Source organism: Rhodothermales bacterium (genome assembly GCA_017643395.1).
GTDB lineage: Bacteria > Bacteroidota > Rhodothermia > Rhodothermales > UBA10348 > JABDJZ01.
Window position 1 is genome coordinate 208,188 of record JAEPNP010000003.1, and the last position, 17,938, is coordinate 226,125.

Sequence of the window (17,938 nt, forward strand, 5' to 3'; positions counted from 1 at the left end):
CTACGGCGCGGCGGGAGGGGAGGAAAGCGGGCGATGGGGGCTGCGGCGGTCCCGAGCGCGGCGGCGGCCAAAACCGCGGCGGCGGCCCCGAGCGCCGCGGCTCCGGGCAGGGCAGCGCCGACCCAGAGCGCGGTACCCTACTTCAACCAGGCCGCCGGATCCACAAAGCCGTCCTTGGACAGCCCGAAGAAGTAGCCAGCGCCGTACGGATCGGATTCGGTCCCGGCCTGCCCGACCAGTTGTCCGGCAGTCAGTGCCTGCTGGGGCGTGACGTACACCTTGGACAGGTTGCCGTACACCGTGACGTAATCCCCGTGCGACACCATCACGTACGTGCCGTACACCGGCATCGCGTCAATGCCGATGACGCGGCCCTCAAACACAGAGCGCACATCGGCGGCGGGTGTGGTGGCCACCACGATGCCCTGGTTGGTGGTGCGGGTGCCGTATTCCTCGTTTACCTGCACGCCAAATCGTTCCACCACGGTGCCTCGCGCGGGCCAGGGCAGACGGCCTCGATTGGTCTCGAAGCTACCCGTGAGCGCCGCGAACTCGGCGGCATTGAATCCTGTGTTGCCGGCGGCCAGGGCGCGGCGACGTTCCTCTGCGATCAGCGCTTCCAGCCTGCCGGCCAGATCCTCTTCAGCTTTGCGCCGCTGGGCCAACTGGGTTTCCAGCTTGCCCTTTTCCTGCCTGAGCGCGCGCACCACCCGCTGGCGCTCGCGCTTCTGGTCAAACAGCTGCTCGCGTTCCTGTCGTGCCTCGGCCAGAGTTTCCTCGGTGTAGGCGAGGGTTTCCAGCAGGTCACGACGACGGTCCTCGAGTATGTTGGTGGTCTCGCGAATCTCGTCGACCTGCTTGCGACGGGCATCCGAGAACCGGTTCAGGTAGTTGACGCGCACCAGCATCTGGTTGATGGATGCCGCCGAAAAGATCAGCGCCAGGTCATGCATGCGGCCGTACTTGTAGGCGTGCGTGGCCCGGGCCTGATACTCTTCCTTCAGCGCCTGAATCTCCGTGGACAGATGCTCAACCTGGGCAAAGACCGAGTCCCGTTCGTTCGTCAACTGGGCGATGCGCGCTTCAAACGTGCGCACCACCTCTTCCCTTAGAGCGATGTCCCGATTGAGCTGCGTGAGCATGCGCAGCGAGCTGGATTCCCGGTTTTTGGTTTGATTCAGCGCTTTCTCGGTGGCCGAGATTTTCGAGCGCAGATCATCCAGTTCGGCCTGAAACGAGGCCCTCGTGTCCCTGAGCCCGGACTCCGCCGACAGCTGGGCCGCCGCGGTGTCCACGACCAGTAGCAGCGCGAGCGGCAGGAGAAACCGGAGGGGCATCAGTACACGGGGACACGTTCGACATCACTTCTGAGGCCGAGGTCGAACGACAGTCGATCCGGGTCCGGCGTGAGCCGTCGGATGGTGATGCTGGCCCGCACGTCCTGATCGGGGCGAGACGTCACAATCCGGCGCGGCACATACAGCCCGTCGATGCGCTCGAAATCGGTAAAGCGTCTCTGATCAACAAGCATGCCACTGGCATCTCGAGTGTCGGAGGCGATGATGCGCCACGGGCCGGGGTCCACAATCACGGTGCGGTCGCCCCGGGTGAGCACATACCACGTGCTGTCCGTGGACAACTCCCAGCCGCCGGCATCCAGGGTCTCGAACCCGAAGACGGCCGCCGCCACATCGCTCCGCCAGAATCCGATGGGTAGCATGGCATCCGCCACGCCTCGCTCACCGACATACAGTTTGCGGGCCACCCGGTCATACACAAACATGGAGTCCTGCGTAACCAGAGCGCGGGATACTTCCAGTCCGAGCGGCGCGCGGAATCGCATGAGTACCGAGTCCGCCCGACGGTAGCTGACGCGCGCGTTTACGGTACCGCGATCACCGGGCATACTGTAGGCGATGGCCAGGTCTCCCGCGAAACTGCCCCACAGGGAATCCGGGGGCGGCAGCCGCTGGACGATCTCCTCAACCGAGTGGTTGGGAAATCCTGCCGACGGCGGGATGTAAGCAACCTGACGAGAGCCGGAGCACCCAACCGCAAGCACGGCGAGCAGGCCGAGCAGAGGATATCGTTTCACTGCAGGCGCGACAGCAACAGGGGACTGTCCGGCGCGCCCTCCAGAGCGCGTCGCCACGATCGCACGGCGGCCGCGTCCTGGCCCTGTCGTTCCAGCGCATCGCCGCGAAGCAGCCACTCAAGCGGGCTGCGATCCTCGGCGTCCGCGCCGGTGCGCAGGGAGCCGGTGGCCGGAAGCTGCACGGCCGGTTCACTGCCCGACTCCAGTGCCTGGAGCAGGTCGCGCAGCGCGGCCCCGCCACCAACGCCTTCCAGCAGATCACGGGCCTCTTCAAGGCGCAGCTGGTGCAGTCGCAGTTCGGCCCCGAGCATCGCCAGCGCCTGCTGCCCGGGGAAGAACAGCAAGCCGTCCTCCAGCAGCCGCTCGGCCGTAGCGAAGTCGCGCGCGCTGAGGTTGGCAGCAAGCGCCCGTACGCGCAGCCCCACATCGCGCAGATTCTCCTCTGCCTCCTGCGCCATGGCGGCGGGGTCCAGGGCGGGCGGCTCCGGGGTGGCCTCCGGCGCGAGTTCTGCCAGCGCCTCGCGTGCCTCCTGATTGGCTGGGTCAAGGGTCAGCGCCAGTTGCATGCTCTCGATGGCCTCCTCCGTCCGGCCCAACTGAACCAGAATCTGGCCGCGGGTCAACGCCACGGGTGCCGCGGGCTCGGCAGACAGCATGCGTTCTGTGAGTGAAACCGCCTCCTGCAATTCGCCGAGATCAATGTGCACCTCCAGAAGCTCACCCAGCACAGGCGTGGGTAGCGGCGCCAGGTCATCGGCGAGCGCGTAGGCGGCGCGTGCTTCGCCGCGTTGTTCCAGGGCTACCAGCACGCGGGCCCGCTCCACGTGAGCCGCCGACTCCCGTGGGCGCACGCCCACCAGGGTATCGAGTGCCTCGAGCGATCCGACCAGATCCCCCGTGGTGCGCCTCAGCCGGGATGCCAGGCGGAGGTGTTCGGGACCCTCCGGCGCGAGGGAAAGCGCGCGCTCGGCGTAGAAACTGGCCTGGTTGAGGTCTCCCTGAGTCTCATGCACTTCCGCGATGGCGCCGTGAATGGCCGCATCGTCCGGCTGCAGTCTCAGGGCCTGGTCAAACAGCGCCAGGGCACCATCGTAGTCTCCCAGGAAGCTGCGCGTCATACCCCGTACCAGCAGGCGCGATGCAGTGAGCACGGGGTCCTGCGGCACCTGCGCGGACGCCTCCGGTGTGAGGGAGGTGCCGAGCACGGCCACGAGCAGGGCAAATGTGAAGGCGCGCATGCATGCAAAACGTGGCCCGGGTAGGGCAAGTTTCGCGGCCAGAAGCGCTTCTGAGGCTGTTCGCGCGTTGATTAACGGCCCTCCGGGGCGTACTCTGCCGTGCCCTCAGCAATCATCGAGTCATGGGAGAGCACAACGTCCACAAGACTGTTGACCCGGCCGCCACGCGCCGCTTTACCCGGCAGGTGATTCAGGACGTGCGTGCGCTGGAATACATGCTGGACAAAGGCATGTTCGAGACCGGCGTTGCACGCATCGGCGCGGAGCAGGAGCTGTTCCTGGTGGACCCCAGCGGGCAGCCTGCCAACACCGTGCTGGAGATCCTGAAGCGCGCCGATGACGAGCGCCTGGTCACCGAGTTGACCCGCTTCAACATCGAGTTCAACCTGGATCCCTGCGACCTCGGCGGGGACTGCATGAGCAAGCTCGAGAAGCAGATCAACGAGGTGTTGGCCTACGTGCGACAGGTCGCCCGCGAAGAGGGGTCCCGTGTAGTGATGACCGGCATTCTGCCCACGCTGCACCTGTCGGACCTCACGCTGGAGAACATGACGCCCATGCCGCGCTACTACGCGCTGAATGACGCGATCATGGGACTGCGAACGGGGCCGGCCCAGTACGCCATTCGTGGCACGGACGAGCTCTTCTTCCAGCATGACAACATCATGGTGGAAGGCTGCAACACGTCCTTCCAGACCCACTTTCAGGTGGATCCGGACGACTTTGCGCACACCTACAACGTGGCGCAGCTGGTCGCCGCGCCCGTGCTGGCGGCGGCCGCAAACTCGCCGACGCTCTTCGGGAAACGGCTGTGGCGGGAGACGCGCATCGCCCTCTTCCAGCAGGCCGTGGACACCCGTTCCAGCAACCTGTACCTGCGCGAGATGAGTCCGCGCGTGCACTTCGGCACGTGTTGGGTCAACGAGTCGGTCACCGAGCTCTACAAAGAGGACATCGCCCGCTTCCGGGTGATCATGACGAGTGACTTCGACGATCCGTTCGACATCCTGCGGCAGGGCCAGATTCCCAAGCTCAAGGCCCTCGGGGTGCACAATGGCACCGTGTACCGCTGGAACCGCGCCATCTACGGCGTCGCTGGTGGCAAGCCGCACCTGCGCATCGAAAACCGGGTCCTGCCCTCGGGTCCCAGTGTGATCGATGAGGTGGCCAATTCGGCCTTCTGGTTCGGACTGGTTCTGGGGCTGCGCAAAGCATACAAGGACATCCGGCCGCTCATGGATTTTGACGAGGCCCAGTCCAACTTCGTGGCGGCCTCACGGCTGGGGCTCGGCGCGAATCTCCGCTGGCTCGACGGAGGACGGTACTCCACGCCGGAATTGATCACGGATGAGCTGATCCCCATCGCTCGTGAGGGCTTGAAAGATGCGGGCATTGACGCCGCGGACATCAGCCGGTACCTGGACATTGTGGATGCCCGTGTGCGCACCCGCATGAACGGGGCTCAATGGCAACTGGAATCACTGGCGGCGATGAAGCGCGAGGGCTCAACCCGGGCCGAACGTCTGGATGCGCTGGTTGCGGCGACGATTGCCCGCCAGGAGACCGGAGCGCCGGGGCATGAGTGGGGACTGGCCTCGCTGGCCGAAAGCACCACACTGAAGCGTCTGCGCGAGACCCGAGTGGAGCACTACATGTCCACGGACCTGTTCACGGTGCACCAGGATGAAGCGGTGGACTTTGTGGCCGTGCTCATGGACTGGCGCAACATTCGCCACGTCGTCGTGGAGGACAACCAACACCGGTTGGTGGGGCTGATTCCGCACAAGCGCATCCTGCGCTACCTGTCTTCGCGCGATACGGTGTACGCCGACAACCCGGACGTCGTGGTCAAGGACATCATGATCACCAACCCGGTTGCCGTCTCGCCGACGACCTCCATTCAGGAGGCCGTTTCACTGATGCGGGAACGCAAGGTCGGGGCGCTGCCGGTGGTGCGCGACGGGCAGCTGGTGGGCATCATCACCGAGTCCGACTTCTCCCGCATTGCCGGGAAACTGCTCGACGAGCGCCTGGAGGCGGAGTAGGGGCGGCACAGGCTCTGCGGCCCGTGTCAGCCGGCCCGGTTAACCGTCCAGTCGTACTGGAAGTCCGCGTCGATTTCCTCGGCCATGCGGCCGCGGAGGTGCTCCCGTAGTTCGGCATACTGAGGCCGATCCTCGCTCATGTGGGCGAGCAGCCAGTCTCCGGCCGGCATGCCGGCGCGGTCAAAGTCTTCGGCAAACCACTTGAGCAGACTGCTGGCGATGAGCTTGCCGTCCTCGACGCGAAAATGCTGCGGGCTGTTGACGTACTCGCGCATGGCCTTGTCCAACTGGGCTTCCAGCTTGTCCGCCTGGTACGCCTCGGGCCAGAGACGCGGGCAGGAAATGGCCGCGCAGTTCAGCGATACATGGATGCGCGGATCGAACTGCGATGGGCGCAGTGCCTCAAATGCCGCTTCGCCCTCGCGGAGCAGGTCATGCTCTATCTGGTCGAGCGTCAGCATCTGGCCGGCCACACGCACCGGACGCTTGAAAAACACCGTGCCCAGGTCCTTGCCGAGCACATTGTCTCTACCCGGGCGGTCCAGCACCAGGTTCATCATGTGCACGTTGTAGGCGTTCAGCCAGAAGGCCAGCTTCCTGGCGTCCGTGTCAGCCGTCGAAAAGTCGAACTGCTCGATGCCCTCGACCACGGTCGGCCAGTCCGGGTGCTTGGACAGCAGATCGTAGTGCACCAGACCTTCCGCAGTCAGAACGTCTGCCAGGACACGGGTGTAGGTGGTCTCGTAGGCGGTCACACTGCCGCCCTCGAGCACGCCCTGCACCAGCGCTTCCTCATCGGGACCGGTCACAACGGCTTTGGCGACCTCCCGATAGGGCTCGGGCAGGGCTACAAAGCCAACCAGCAGAATCGCGACAAGGGTAAAAAGTGCAGTGCGCATGCCTCTAAGAATGCGCGGGTGGGCAATGCGTTACGGCACATCCGTTTAGCGGCTGTGAAATCGCGCCGGGCGGCTGCACGCGGCGTCGGCTATGTATGTGGCGGCTAGATTGCGCGCATGAATCGCTGTGTACTGATCACGGGCGCCTCCCGCGGGATCGGGGCTGCGGCAGCCCGCGCGTTTGCCGAAGCGGGCGACCGCGTCGCGCTTGTTTATCGTTCGGGGGCCGACGAGGCGGCTGAAGTGCAGGCCTCCCTGGCCGGAACCGGACACCTGCTGGTCATGGGGGACGTCGCCACAGAGGCGGAGCGCATAGTGCATCAGGCCGCGCGAGGACTCGGCGGGCTGGACGTGCTGGTCAACAATGCGGCCGTGCGGGGGCACCATCCCATCGCCCGGACGGATTTTGCGGACTGGCAGGCCGACTGGAAGCGCATTCTGGCCGTAAACCTGCTGGGGCCGGCGGACCTGTGTTTTCAGGCGGCGCGGCAGATGCGGAATGGCGGGGCGATTGTCAACGTGTCCTCACGCGGGGCCTTTCGCGGCGAGCCGGACATGCCGGCGTATGGGGCCTCGAAGGCAGCGCTGAATTCCCTGACGCAGTCCCTGGCGCTGGCGCTGGGTTCGCAGGGCATTCGCGTAAGCGCCGTCGCGCCCGGTTTTGTGCAGACCGAAGGCACGGCGGAACGACTGGCAGGGCCGGAGGGCGATGGGATCCGCGCCCAGTCGCCGCTCGGCAGGGTGGCCACCGCGGAGGAGGTGGCGGAGGCCATTGTCTATCTGGCCGGCGCGGAGATGGCGACGGGGACCATTCTGGATCTGAACGGCGGGAGCTACATGCGCTAGCGGGCTCGCAGGGTCCAGTTGGCCATGAGCACGGTGCGCGGGTCGACAACGACGCGCTCAATCTCGCCGTCGTAGCGCACGGCGTGATCTGACGCCCCAGGCCGCACTGGAAGCGAGAAAACCTCCGGCGTGTCGCTGCCCGGCGCGTAGATCCCGATCTCCACGGGCAGGATGAAATCGCTGGACTGGTTCACACGCACGCGAAGTTGACCGTCACGACCGCGCGCCCACACGACCTCCAGATCAGGATGCCCCCCTCTCCGCAGCCACTGGTCAAAGAACGCCTGCAGCTCCATGCCGGACGCCTCCTCCATGTGGCGCATGAAGTCCTCGGTGGTGGCGTTGAGGTTCATGAACTCGGCGTAGTAGGTCCGGATGCCCTGCCACCAGGACTCATCGCCCACCAGGTTGCGCAGCATGTGCAGCACCCACGCGCCGCGCAGATACGTGATCTGGTACGTGGTGACCGTGCCGCGGCTGATGGGGTCGAGGTTGTCGTGGATGGTGCGGAATTCCGTGCCGTTTTCGGCGATCCACCTGCGAAAACCCTCGCGATGATCCTTCAGGCCGGCCACAAAGTCCTCGCGGCCGTAGGCGTGCTCGCGGAACAGCAGGGTGAAGTAGGTGGCGAAGCTTTCGCTCAGCCAGACGTCATCCCAATCTGATTCGGTGACCGCGTTGCCGAACCACTGGTGGGCCACCTCATGGATGATGATGTTGCGCCAGCGCACCTCCCGGTTGCCCGTCACGCTGCGGTCCCCGTAGAAGATGTTGGTGGCCGCCTCCATACCGCCGCCCACGGAGTTGGACTGGATGTTGGCCAGGCGCTCGTAGGCGTACGGGCCCACGTAGTCGGAGAAGAACTCCATGGCGTGCGGCGTGGGCACGGCGAAGTCATAAAAGCCGGCGTCACGGTCCTGACGGTAGACCCAGGTTTCGATGGGCACCCCTCGAAAGTCGGTGACATGCTGCACCGCGAATTCGGCGGCGGCGAGCGCATAGAGCCACGTGGCGATGGGCACCGAGTTCTTCCAGTGTGTCAGCTTCCGGCCGCCCTCCAGGTTGGTCTCTTCGATCTGGATGCCATTGCAGGCAATCTGGTAGTGGCCGGGCGCGGTGACGATGAACTCATTCGTGGCCTTGTCATAGGGATGGTCCACCGTCGGTAGCCAGTCCCTCGCCCAGTTGGGCCAGTTGTCGCTGAAAAAGGTGCGGTCCCCGTGCTTGTTGGGGCCGATGAGCAGGCCGCGTGCCGGCACGCCCCCGTAGCGCACCTCAAACTGTCCGTACTGGTCTTCCGCCGAGACGCCGGGCACATCGACCCAGAGCACGTTGTCTTCGTGGCGATGTCCGGTGGTGGTTCCGTTCCACAGCACCTCCGCGACGGCCATGCCGGTAGCACCCTCCACGCTCGTGAGATCCAGTCTCAGGCTATCGACGCCCGCACCCCGGAAGGCGACGTCAATCACGGCCCGGCCCTCGATGCGGTCGGTATCGTCCGACAGCGTGAGGTGGAACGCGTAGTTGAGCATGTCTACCCGGTAGTCCTTGGGGTAGACGTCGGTTTTTGCTGGCGCTTGGGCGACGTGCGAACCGGCAAGCAGGATCAGGCCTGCTACTGCCGGAAGGCTGATAGGCATGTCGTGTCGAACTAAAAAAGGTCAAAAAATGCCAACCAGAATAGTGTTAAACGACTACTCACGGGCGCGTCCGGAGGGCTATTTCATCACGGCGTTGATCTGGACAAATGGCAGAAGCAGTGTACATCCTACAGGCAATCGACGAGCAAATCGCCCAGGTGGAGGGTGGACCCGAACTGGCCGTCGCGCTTGGCGTCTCCTACGATGACGCTCGGAGGACCGTGAAGCGGGATACCGGCGAGTCTCTAGGCTCGCATATTGAGAAACGCAGGGTCGATCTGATGAAACGATTGCTTCGCACAACCACGCTGCAATGCGGAGAAATCGCGCAGGTTGTCGGATATAGGCGAGTAGAGACGGCCTTTCGGGCGTTCAAGAGGAGGTGTGGAATGACAATGTCCGAGTACCGATCTGTCATCATCCGCGGGAGATTCTGACGGCGATATCAGACCGGGAGATGCCCTCATTCTAGAACGGGAGTCTGTGGCCCAAAATCGTCAAACAATTTGCGTTGCAAGACCCTTCGTCCGGCCGGTATTGTGACTTCCGACCACGCATCAGGCCATATGCGAAGCCGAGACCGACTCCTCGCGACCATCCGTCCCATCCTCCTGGTGGTCGCAACTATCCTGGCTGTTATCTCGGGCAGCTTTCTGGGAAGTGCATTTTTTTCCGACTTGGGGGCGAGTGCCGAGAGTCCCGTCGGAGCCTCCACTGTGGCAGGGTTCCCTGCCTCTATTGTCCTTCCCTCCGCTATGCCGGACTTGGTGTCGGGCGCGAGTTCTGCCATCCGGCAAGACAAAGAGTTCTATGTCGTCAGTTTCTTGACTCCAACCTGCATGCAGTGCATCTCTAATCTGGCAGACTGGATGTACTACCGCGACGGAACTCTGACTGAGCTCGGAGCAGAGTTGATTCTAATCGTGAACGGTCCGTCGCGGGCCTATTCGGCGGCCGTGACCAGAGACTATCTGGAGGACCTCCCCATCACGATTCACTACGATTCTCTAGGCCTTTTCTCCAGCGCTGCCGGGTTGCCACCCGGCAAGATTCCATCCACTGTCCTCCTCGATAAGGAGGGAAGCGTCCTCCTTAGCGGGACCCCAATCGGAGCTCCGCGCATCGCCAGCGAATACGAGAGGCGGATGAGGCCAGCGGAACCTCTGGGCTCCTGAAACCGGTAGCGAAATGCCACTACTTCGCTTGCTTATCGTTCTCTCGGTGTTTCGGGGCACGGTTGCGTACTCCCAACCCTCTCCGACATACATCATTGTGGAAGAGGGTCGCATTGGCTCGCTCGAGAATGATGACTCGATCTTCGGACTCATTCGAGGAGTTGAGGTTGACTCGAAGGGGCGAGTTCACGTTCTCGATGGGATTCGCCGTGACATTCGGAGGTTTTCGTCCGCCGGTCAGCTTGAACGGCTCTTCAATCTGACGACTGGAAGCGGTCCCGGGGAATTCCAGATGCCCTGGTCATTCGCCTTGTCTGAAGATGAGCACAAGTACTATGTCTGGGATCAAGAGGAGCGGCGAATCTCTCTTCTGGATGTCGAGTCAGGAGCGTTTTTGGGGGCTTTCACCGTCAGTCGGGGGGCTGGATTGTGGCTAAGAGGGCACCGCGATGGAACGGTAGCTGCAACATTCGCCCAGAGGGTGCTACCCCCCGAGGGTCACATCGTTCGCGTCTTCTCCGAGGAGGGTGAAGAGTTGAACTCCTTTGGGGAAAAGCACCCGCTGTACTACGAGTACCTGAATGCTGACCTGCAGGACTTCAGGGAGGTCAGCCTAGCCTACGCCAGCGGACGCTGGTTCCTGAGTTTTGCCCTGCCGTACGAGATTCGGAGCTTTGACGAATCGGGGACTCCTCTCAGTGAGATCTCGCGTGACGTCGATTTCTTTGGGTCGACCTACGAAGAGGGCGAATGGACGTTTCCCACCGGAGTAGGCCGAAGCGTCTTCGTTCCCACTCCGGGCGTGCTGGCTCACGCAGTGGAAGACCGTCGTGCCGGGAGAACGCTACTAATTCTCTACGACTTTGAGGGCAAGAGACTCGGAGAACTGCCCTTATCCGGGAGCGGGACCAACAAAGCATTCTTTTTTCCGAGTGCAACCGATGGGGCGGGCCTCGTCTACGGACTAGTGTCGGAGCCCTTCCCGCAATTGATTCGGTTCAGTTTCGGTACGCGCTCGGGTGATTAGCCCGAGACTTCTTCGATCACCAAAAAAGACCAGGTCCTATGGAAAGAACCGCCAGAATCTCCACCATGCTGATAGCCGTCGCATTTGTGATTGGCCTTGGCTGGGGCGCCTTGGCCCAGGATTTGTCCTCGGCCTCGATTGAGCCCATAATGCCGGACTGCTGCGCTCAATGCAACGACTACTGCTACTGTACTGTGAATCAATACCTGCCTGCCTGTAGATCCCATCATTGTGCGAGCGATCCCGCAGAATGCAATGGTGTGGGCAGCAAGTGTTGTCTACCCGAAGAGTCAGGACCCGAATAGGCAGGATCGATTCCGGGCGCCAGGCCCGTCGCCCGGAATCGCAGCAATTATCATGGGAACTGGTAGGAGGAGCATTCTGGACACCGCACTTCTCGTCGGCCTCTCCACGCTGGTCGCAGTCCTGTTGCTCCGGAGTTCCGACTTGGCGGACGCTGAGAAGGAGTCCTCCGAACTCGTCAATCAACTGGTCGAACGCACGGGCTCGATGTCGATGTCCTGGGGATATAGTGGCCGGAGATTTCCGAGGGTGTGGGTCGCCGACGAGGAGCGAGTTGGGGCCCGGGGAAGGGAGCTAATTCTGTTATTTGGCTCCGGTGGCTGCCTCTCCTGTCTTGAGCGCGAGGTAGCTTTCCTCGACTCGCTTAGTCAGGTAGCCCCCAAGGGCGTGAGTTTCGCCGGATTGTACTACAACGACGAGCTTTCCAACTCGGAGCGACCCCGAATACTGCCCTCGTTTCCCGTCTATGACACACAGGACAGTCGCTTGCACTGGTTCGTTGGCAGCGTGGAACTGCCCTTGCTGTTCTACGTGGTCGATGGCACGATCGTCTCCAGTTTCAAACCGCTTGACGACGACGAGTCGTTGTCGAGGGCCTTCTACGCAACTCTGGCCGCGACTTGGGGCTCGGAGCTTCCGGCCTTCAGTGACAGTGACCTCGTTGGTGTGGAAAGCTCGGTTTTTGTAGACCCACTGTCCTGGAGCGTTCAGGCGATGCCACCCTCTGAAGCACCTCCCGTCCGAGGCAAGCCTATCGTCGTCAATTTCTGGGCTACTTGGTGCGGAGCGTGCATTGAGGAGCTCCCCGAGTTTGAGATCCTCTATGAGGACCTCGCGGGAGAGGTGGACTTTTTCTTCATCACCACGGAGTCCGAGGAAACTGTTGGCAGATTTCTCAGGCGTAATCCTTACCGGCTGCCTTGGTATACCGTTAACGAGCGAGATCTGCCTACCGCCGTCCGGCCGGAGGTTTGGCCAACTACTCTTCTTGTGAATTCGGGCAACCAACTAGTCGCTCGACATGTCGGTGCTGCAAGGTGGAATGACCCGCGGGTGAAGAGCCTCCTCCTCGGCTTGGAATGAGGCAGCGAAAGGGCTCCGGCGTCTGAACTCCGCAGGCTGACGCAAGACTCAAGTGGCATCAGAGCGGAACAGGCTGGAGATGCGGAGGTCGATTGCCCGGCGTCGGGGCCCGGCCTAAGACCGTTTCTACCGCCCTTTCTAGGTACGATCTGGCAGTGGGTCCATGAAGTCGCGAGACTCGTGCGTCTGAGAAGCGATCCCAGACACTATGACGTTGATGCGGCGCCGATTGCTGGCACCATACTCCACCTCTTTCAGATGCGCATCGTTACGGTCTGCCTCGTCCTTTTCGAACTGGCTGGCTCGCCTACTGCCAACGCCCAGGAGGTCGACGTGCCCGGCCTGGACCAGCCTGTGGAGGTGCTACGCGACCCGTGGGGCATCAACCACATCTACGCCGAGACGGAGCACGATCTGTTCTTTGCGCAAGGCTACATGGCCGCGCGGGATCGGCTCTTCCAGTTTGAGGTGTGGCGGCGGCAGGCCACAGGCACGGTGGCGGAGCTGCTGGGACCGCGTGAGTTGGAGCGCGACATCGGCACGCGCCTATTCCGGTTCCGGGGCGATATCACCGACGAGATGAACCACTACCACGACCGGGGTGCGGCCATCATCACGGCGTTCGTGGACGGGGTGAACGCGTACATCGCCGAGACCGAACGGGACCCTTCGTTGCTGCCCATCGAGTTCGAACTGCTGGGTACGCGGCCTGAGCTATGGACGCCGGACGTCGTGATTTCACGGCATCAGGGGCTGTTGGGCAACATCAACGCGGAGCTTCGCTACGGTCGCGCCGTGGCGGCTGCCGGACCCGAGGAGGTGCTGAAGGTCGCGGGCTTCGAGCCGGGCACTCCCGACATCGCCCTGGACCCGGCCATTGATGGCGATGCGCTCTCTGCCGACATCCTGGGCATCTACAATGCCTACCGCCGGCCGGTGCGGTTTCAGCCGGAGGATCTGGCAGCTGCCCATCGCCCGAATCCGGATGCGTGGGAGCACCTGGCCGCCATATGGAACGATGAGATTCCGCTGGATGACCGTGAGAATCTGGGCAGCAACAACTGGGTGGTGGACAGCCGGCTGTCGGTGTCCGGCTTCCCGATGATGGCCAATGACCCGCACCGCACGCAGGCGGCGCCGTCCCTGCGATACTGGGCGCATCTGGTGGGGCCTGGCTGGGACGTGATCGGTGGCGGCGAGCCGGAGATCCCGGGCATCTCCATTGGCCACAACGGGTTCGGGGCGTGGGGGCTGACCGTCTTCCAGACGGACGCGGAGGACCTGTATGTCTACGAGACCAACCCGGATAACCCGGACCAGTACCGGTATCGTGGCGCGTGGGAGAACATGGAGGTCGAGGTGGACACCATCCACGTGCGGGGTGCTGACCCGGTTGTGGTGCGCCACCGGTATACCCGGCACGGTCCCGTGACGTATCAGGACGGAACGACTGCGTACGCGGTGCGGGCGGGGTGGCTGGAGATCGGCGGATCGCCGTACCTGGCGAGTCTGCGCATGGACCAGGCCCAGTCGTGGGAGGAATTCCGGGAGGCCTGCGCCTACTCCCACATTCCGGGGGAGAACATGATCTGGGCTGACGCCGACGGCACAATCGGCTGGCAGTCGGTGGGCATCGCCCCGGTGCGGCCGAACTGGAGCGGGTTGGTGCCCGTGCCGGGAGACGGCCGCTACGAGTGGGACGACTATCTGCCCATGCTCGAGAAGCCCTGGGAGGCCGAGCCGGATCGCGGTTGGATTGCCACGGCCAACAACGAGCTGGTTCCGGACGGCTACCCGCATCGCGACGCGGTGGGGTGGGAGTGGTCCGATCCGTTTCGCTACAACCGCATCGCCGAGGAGTTGTCGAGCGGGCGTATCCATTCGGTGGCGGACATGATGACGCTGCAGACGGACTACCTGTCCATTCCCGCGCGCACGCTGGTGCCGATGCTGCGGCATATCGGTGCGCCGGATGTCCGCACGGCCTCCGAGGCGCTCGCTCTCGTGGAGTGGGATTACCTGCTCACGGCCGAATCTCGTGAGGCGGCCGTCTATGTAGTCTGGGAGGGCCGCGTGCGCCGCGCGGTGTCGGACGTGGTGATATCGGAATCGGTGCAGCCCTACATCGGCAGTCTTTCGATGTCCCAGGTACTGTCCCATCTGGCCGCGCCGGGACCGGAGTTTGCGGCGCTGTGCTCATCGTGCAATCCGCTGGAGGGGCGCGATGCGCTGCTGATGCGCGAGTTGGGCGGCGCGCTGGAGGACCTGGATCGGGACCTGGGCGGTGATCCGGCGGACTGGCAGTTCGGTCACTGGAAGACCATCACCATGCGGCACCCCATGACGGCGGCTGTGGGCGATGAGATGCGCAATCTCCTGGATGTCGGCGTGCTGCCCCGAGGTGGCAACAGCTACACGGTCAATCAGACCGGCGGCGGGCGTGTGCAGCGCTCCGGCGCATCATTCCGCATCATTGTGGACACCGGCAACTGGGATGCGTCCGTGGGCATGAATGCGCCGGGGCAGTCTGGCGACCCGTCCAGTCCGTACTACCGCAATCTGTTTGGCACGTGGGCGGCCGATGGGTTCTTCCCGGTGTACTACTCCCGGGAAAAGGTGGAGGCGGCGGCTGAGGAACGCCTGGGGCTACAACCGAAACGATGATGAGAACACTGCTTTTCCTGTCCCTGCTTTGGGTCGCGATGCCGTCTCAGGCGCAGTGGATCGAGCGCCCGACCGGACCGGCTTACTTCGCGGTGCTCGGCAGCGACCTGGATGCGCTGGAGGCCTGGTACCTGGAGGCCTTCGGTGGGTATCGCGAATCAGCGGCCTCCGGAGACGGCTTCGAGATCCGCAACCTGATTTCGCCGGGAGCGCGCATTGAGCTGATCATGGATCAGCGCATGGCGGACGCCGGGGAGCGTGCCAGGGGATTCTTCAAGCTGGGGGTGTCTACGGGCGACCTGGACGGCATGGCGGATCGAGTGGAAGCATCTACCGGGGAGCGGCCGCGTGTCTTGTCGATCGGCTCAGCGCGCTTCCTGCAGTTGCGCGATCCCGAAGGCAATCGCGTGCAGATTTTCGAGTCATCGCCGCGGCGCGACGAGGTCTTGCTGCTGGCCATGCACGCCGAATTGCTGCGCGCTCATCGCGACAATGACGTCGAGGCCTGGATGGCCATCGAAGCGGACACCACGCTCTCGGTCAACGGCGGCGAGATTTCGTTCTCGCATGCCGCAGAACGGCGCTCCGAACGGGAGGCCTACCTGGGCTCCGCGGAGTTTGAAATCTACCGGGACGTAGCGGAGCCGGAGGTCACCGTTTCAGTCGACGGCACGCTCGCGTGGCTGGCCGCGGAGGTTGAGGTGCGCGGCCGCATGGGGGATGCCACGTTCCACGATGTGTGGGCGTGGGTAGAGCTGTACCGAAAGACGGACGCCGGGTGGAAACTGGTGGGGAACGCTTCGAATCGGCGGGATCCGTAGCTACCGTCCGCTGGACCTGACCACGTCCCGACAGCCGCGCCACGAACGCGCCATGCCGTTACGCGATGGCGGCAGCAGGGCCTTCTCACGACCAAACCGGCGCTCGTCCTCGCTGGCCATGTAGGCCACGATGGCCGCCGTGGTTGCATTCATGGCCAGGTGGTCAAACATGACCTTGTCGAAGGTGTCGCGGTTGGTATGCCAGGTGTACTGGCGATACTCGTCGTACGGAGACTGCAGGCGGAAGCTGGGGATGCCGGCACACACAAAGCTGGTGTGATCCGAGCCGGCGTTGTTCTGTGCACCCGGCACTTCGACAACCATGCGCGCCTGCCATTCGGCGGGTAGTGCGCCCGCCCATCGCGGAAGAAACATGGGAGATTCCGCAAACGCCTGGCCCTCGAGTCGCTCAAACGCCCACGTGCCGTTGTCCTGGTTGAACATGGCCTGCACGCCTTCCATGATTTCCGGGTTGTCTTCGCGGAATGCCGCAGAGCCGACAAGGCCGACTTCTTCGTTGGCCCAGTGACCGATAAGAATCGTGCGGCGCGGATTCGGGTAGGTCTCTTTCAGAATGCGGGCCGCCTCCAGCATGGTGAGCGTGCCGGTGCCGTTGTCGGTGGCACCGGTGGCGGCGTGCCATGAATCAAGGTGGGCCCCCAGGATCACGTATTCGTCGGGCAGTTCGCTACCCTCCATGCGGGCGATGACGTTGAACTGCGGCACCTCGCCTCCGAACTCAGCCTCGGCGTTGACGCGCAGACGCACGGGCGTTCCATTGGCCACCAGGCGATAGAGCAGTCCGTAGTCCTCACAGGATACGTCCAGGGACACCGCCTGCTGATTGTTGGTAGCGAACACCTTGTTGACGCCCCAGCCGCCAGACCACCGAGACTCGAGTGTGCCGGCGGCTCCGAGCGAGTCCACCAGGCTCGCCGCAGACGCGGCGGCTCGGAAGGCGTTGCCAAGTCCGGTCAGATGCTGCAGCCGGGCGGCGTGCGCTCTTGCGGTGCCGACACGGCGATCGTTGAGCGCCGAGATTTCGGCCTCCTGCGCGTTGGCTTCCAGTTCCTGCCGGGCGCGGCACATTTCCTCAGGCGCCGACAGCAGCACGAAGTTGCCGGCGACGTTCGCCTTCCAGGCTTCGATGTCGCCGTCCGAGGGGGGCAGGAGCACATCGCCCGTGACAGGACCGTTCGTGGCCGGGCTCCAGGCTTTCAATTCAGCCTCCAGGCTCGTGACGCGCGGAGCCAGCATGTCCACGTGCAGGATGCCGCCCTTCCAGCGAGACCACGTGCCGATCTCCTGTTTTTCGGTGGCCACGCCCCACTCCTGGTAGGTCTCGATCAGCCAGTCCTGGGACTGCTCGAGGCCTTCGCTGCCCGCAAGCCGGGGGCCGATCACGTCCAGCAGCTGATGAGCCAGCGCGCGGGTTTGTGACTCGTCAATGCCTACGCGATACATCTCGCGCAGCGTGTCGTCGTCGTAGTAGAAAGTCTGGGCGGTGGCGGAAACAGTCAGCAGTGCCGTGAGCAGGCAGGCCAGTAGACGCATCAGTCGGGTCGGGTTAGTTCAGATTCTGGAATCCGGACATGCGCTCGTCAATCAGTTGTTTGAATACGCTGTCGAGCTCCGCGCGCATCTCCACGCGGTCCAGTCCGGGTTCGAATCCGTCTTTCTCTCGTTCGGCAACGGAGAAGCCGTAACGCCGGAAAAAGTTTTCTGTGTGCTGGCTGGTTTCCAGCCGGACGGCTCGGGCAGGACTCTGAATGATGGCCAGGAGGCGGTAGAGCATGAGGGCATCTCCGAAGCCCTTGCCCTGGTAGTCTGCCCGCACCATGCCCCAACAGAGGTCGGCCGTGTCGCCGCGCAAGGCAAAGCCGCCGCAGGCCAGAACCTCCCCGCGGTCGAGCATTACCAGGTATGGGCCCTTGTCCGCCTCAACATGCTTCAGAAAGTCCGGTAGCTCGTTGCTGGAGAAGTACTTGGGCACATTGCTGCGAAAGCAGGCGATCACGCCACCCCGGTGTTCTGCGGAATACGGGAGAATCTCGATGTCGCCGGGGAGCGGTCCTTGGAATGAAGCGTTAGGCACGGGAAAT

General features: G+C 63.5%; 14 protein-coding genes. 7 read left to right on the forward strand and 7 right to left on the reverse strand.

Annotated features, from left to right (window positions below):
• Positions 1–137: 137 nt before the first annotated feature.
• From JJ896_11425 to JJ896_11435, 3 genes are read right to left on the reverse strand one after another with little or no spacing between them, the layout of a single operon-like run.
• Positions 138–1,337, reverse strand: a complete 1,200-nt coding sequence (locus tag JJ896_11425) for a peptidoglycan DD-metalloendopeptidase family protein (GenBank protein ID MBO6780253.1) — start codon at positions 1,335–1,337, stop codon at positions 138–140.
• Positions 1,337–2,095, reverse strand: a complete 759-nt coding sequence (locus tag JJ896_11430) for a DUF4292 domain-containing protein (GenBank protein ID MBO6780254.1) — start codon at positions 2,093–2,095, stop codon at positions 1,337–1,339. The genes JJ896_11425 and JJ896_11430 overlap by 1 nt, the downstream gene beginning before the upstream one ends.
• Positions 2,092–3,333 (reverse strand): tetratricopeptide repeat protein, encoded by a 1,242-nt coding sequence (locus JJ896_11435; protein ID MBO6780255.1) that lies wholly within the window; start codon positions 3,331–3,333, stop codon positions 2,092–2,094. The genes JJ896_11430 and JJ896_11435 overlap by 4 nt, the downstream gene beginning before the upstream one ends.
• Before the next feature lie 122 nt (positions 3,334–3,455).
• Here JJ896_11435 and JJ896_11440 point away from each other — a divergent pair, with 122 nt between their 5' ends.
• Complete coding sequence (locus tag JJ896_11440; GenBank protein MBO6780256.1) at positions 3,456–5,378, forward strand: CBS domain-containing protein; 1,923 nt, start codon at positions 3,456–3,458, stop codon at positions 5,376–5,378.
• 26 nt (positions 5,379–5,404) lie between these two features.
• Here the strand turns inward: JJ896_11440 and JJ896_11445 are convergent, their stop codons facing one another.
• Positions 5,405–6,277, reverse strand: a complete 873-nt coding sequence (locus JJ896_11445) for a DUF547 domain-containing protein (protein ID MBO6780257.1) — start codon at positions 6,275–6,277, stop codon at positions 5,405–5,407.
• A gap of 117 nt (positions 6,278–6,394) precedes the next feature.
• Between JJ896_11445 and JJ896_11450 the strand changes: the two genes are divergently transcribed.
• Positions 6,395–7,123 (forward strand): SDR family oxidoreductase, encoded by a 729-nt coding sequence (locus JJ896_11450; protein MBO6780258.1) that lies wholly within the window; start codon positions 6,395–6,397, stop codon positions 7,121–7,123.
• On the opposite strand, the gene JJ896_11455 is transcribed toward JJ896_11450, so the two are convergent.
• Positions 7,120–8,763, reverse strand: coding sequence for a M1 family metallopeptidase (locus JJ896_11455; protein ID MBO6780259.1), 1,644 nt, complete (start codon positions 8,761–8,763; stop codon positions 7,120–7,122). The genes JJ896_11450 and JJ896_11455 overlap by 4 nt on opposite strands.
• 107 nt (positions 8,764–8,870) lie before the next feature.
• Here JJ896_11455 and JJ896_11460 point away from each other — a divergent pair, with 107 nt between their 5' ends.
• From JJ896_11460 to JJ896_11480, 5 genes are all read left to right on the forward strand, one after another.
• Positions 8,871–9,200: a helix-turn-helix domain-containing protein gene (locus JJ896_11460; protein MBO6780260.1), complete on the forward strand. Its 330-nt coding sequence runs from the start codon at positions 8,871–8,873 to the stop codon at positions 9,198–9,200.
• Positions 9,201–9,951: 751 nt separating this feature from the next.
• Entirely contained in the window at positions 9,952–10,965 is a 1,014-nt protein-coding gene (locus JJ896_11465; GenBank protein ID MBO6780261.1) for a hypothetical protein, read from the forward strand.
• A gap of 255 nt (positions 10,966–11,220) precedes the next feature.
• Positions 11,221–12,351, forward strand: coding sequence for a TlpA family protein disulfide reductase (locus JJ896_11470; protein ID MBO6780262.1), 1,131 nt, complete (start codon positions 11,221–11,223; stop codon positions 12,349–12,351).
• Between the two features lie 180 nt (positions 12,352–12,531).
• A complete protein-coding gene (locus tag JJ896_11475) occupies positions 12,532–15,015 on the forward strand; it encodes a penicillin acylase family protein (GenBank protein MBO6780263.1) in 2,484 nt (827 codons plus the stop codon).
• Entirely contained in the window at positions 15,015–15,836 is an 822-nt protein-coding gene (locus JJ896_11480) for a DUF4440 domain-containing protein (protein MBO6780264.1), read from the forward strand. The genes JJ896_11475 and JJ896_11480 overlap by 1 nt, the downstream gene beginning before the upstream one ends.
• On the opposite strand, the gene JJ896_11485 is transcribed toward JJ896_11480, so the two are convergent.
• The gene (locus tag JJ896_11485; protein MBO6780265.1) at positions 15,837–17,390 is read right to left on the reverse strand and encodes a M20/M25/M40 family metallo-hydrolase; all 1,554 of its coding nucleotides are present in this window, start codon (positions 17,388–17,390) and stop codon (positions 15,837–15,839) included.
• Positions 17,391–17,403: 13 nt separating this feature from the next.
• The gene (locus tag JJ896_11490; GenBank protein ID MBO6780266.1) at positions 17,404–17,931 is read right to left on the reverse strand and encodes a GNAT family N-acetyltransferase; all 528 of its coding nucleotides are present in this window, start codon (positions 17,929–17,931) and stop codon (positions 17,404–17,406) included.
• Positions 17,932–17,938: the final 7 nt, after the last annotated feature.

Bases quoted from the DNA above. Each gene is read 5' to 3' on its own strand.
- JJ896_11435 (MBO6780255.1), bottom strand. From the start codon at position 3,333: ATGCGCGCCTTCACATTTGCCCTGCTCGTGGCCGTGCTCGGCACCTCC.
- JJ896_11450 (MBO6780258.1), top strand. From the start codon at position 6,395: ATGAATCGCTGTGTACTGATCACGGGCGCCTCCCGCGGGATCGGGGCT.
- JJ896_11445 (MBO6780257.1), bottom strand. From the start codon at position 6,277: ATGCGCACTGCACTTTTTACCCTTGTCGCGATTCTGCTGGTTGGCTTT.
- JJ896_11470 (MBO6780262.1), top strand. From the start codon at position 11,221: ATGGTGTGGGCAGCAAGTGTTGTCTACCCGAAGAGTCAGGACCCGAAT.
- JJ896_11425 (MBO6780253.1), bottom strand. From the start codon at position 1,337: ATGCCCCTCCGGTTTCTCCTGCCGCTCGCGCTGCTACTGGTCGTGGAC.
- JJ896_11465 (MBO6780261.1), top strand. From the start codon at position 9,952: ATGCCACTACTTCGCTTGCTTATCGTTCTCTCGGTGTTTCGGGGCACG.
- JJ896_11485 (MBO6780265.1), bottom strand. From the start codon at position 17,390: ATGCGTCTACTGGCCTGCCTGCTCACGGCACTGCTGACTGTTTCCGCC.
- JJ896_11460 (MBO6780260.1), top strand. From the start codon at position 8,871: ATGGCAGAAGCAGTGTACATCCTACAGGCAATCGACGAGCAAATCGCC.
- JJ896_11440 (MBO6780256.1), top strand. From the start codon at position 3,456: ATGGGAGAGCACAACGTCCACAAGACTGTTGACCCGGCCGCCACGCGC.
- JJ896_11480 (MBO6780264.1), top strand. From the start codon at position 15,015: ATGAGAACACTGCTTTTCCTGTCCCTGCTTTGGGTCGCGATGCCGTCT.
- JJ896_11455 (MBO6780259.1), bottom strand. From the start codon at position 8,763: ATGCCTATCAGCCTTCCGGCAGTAGCAGGCCTGATCCTGCTTGCCGGT.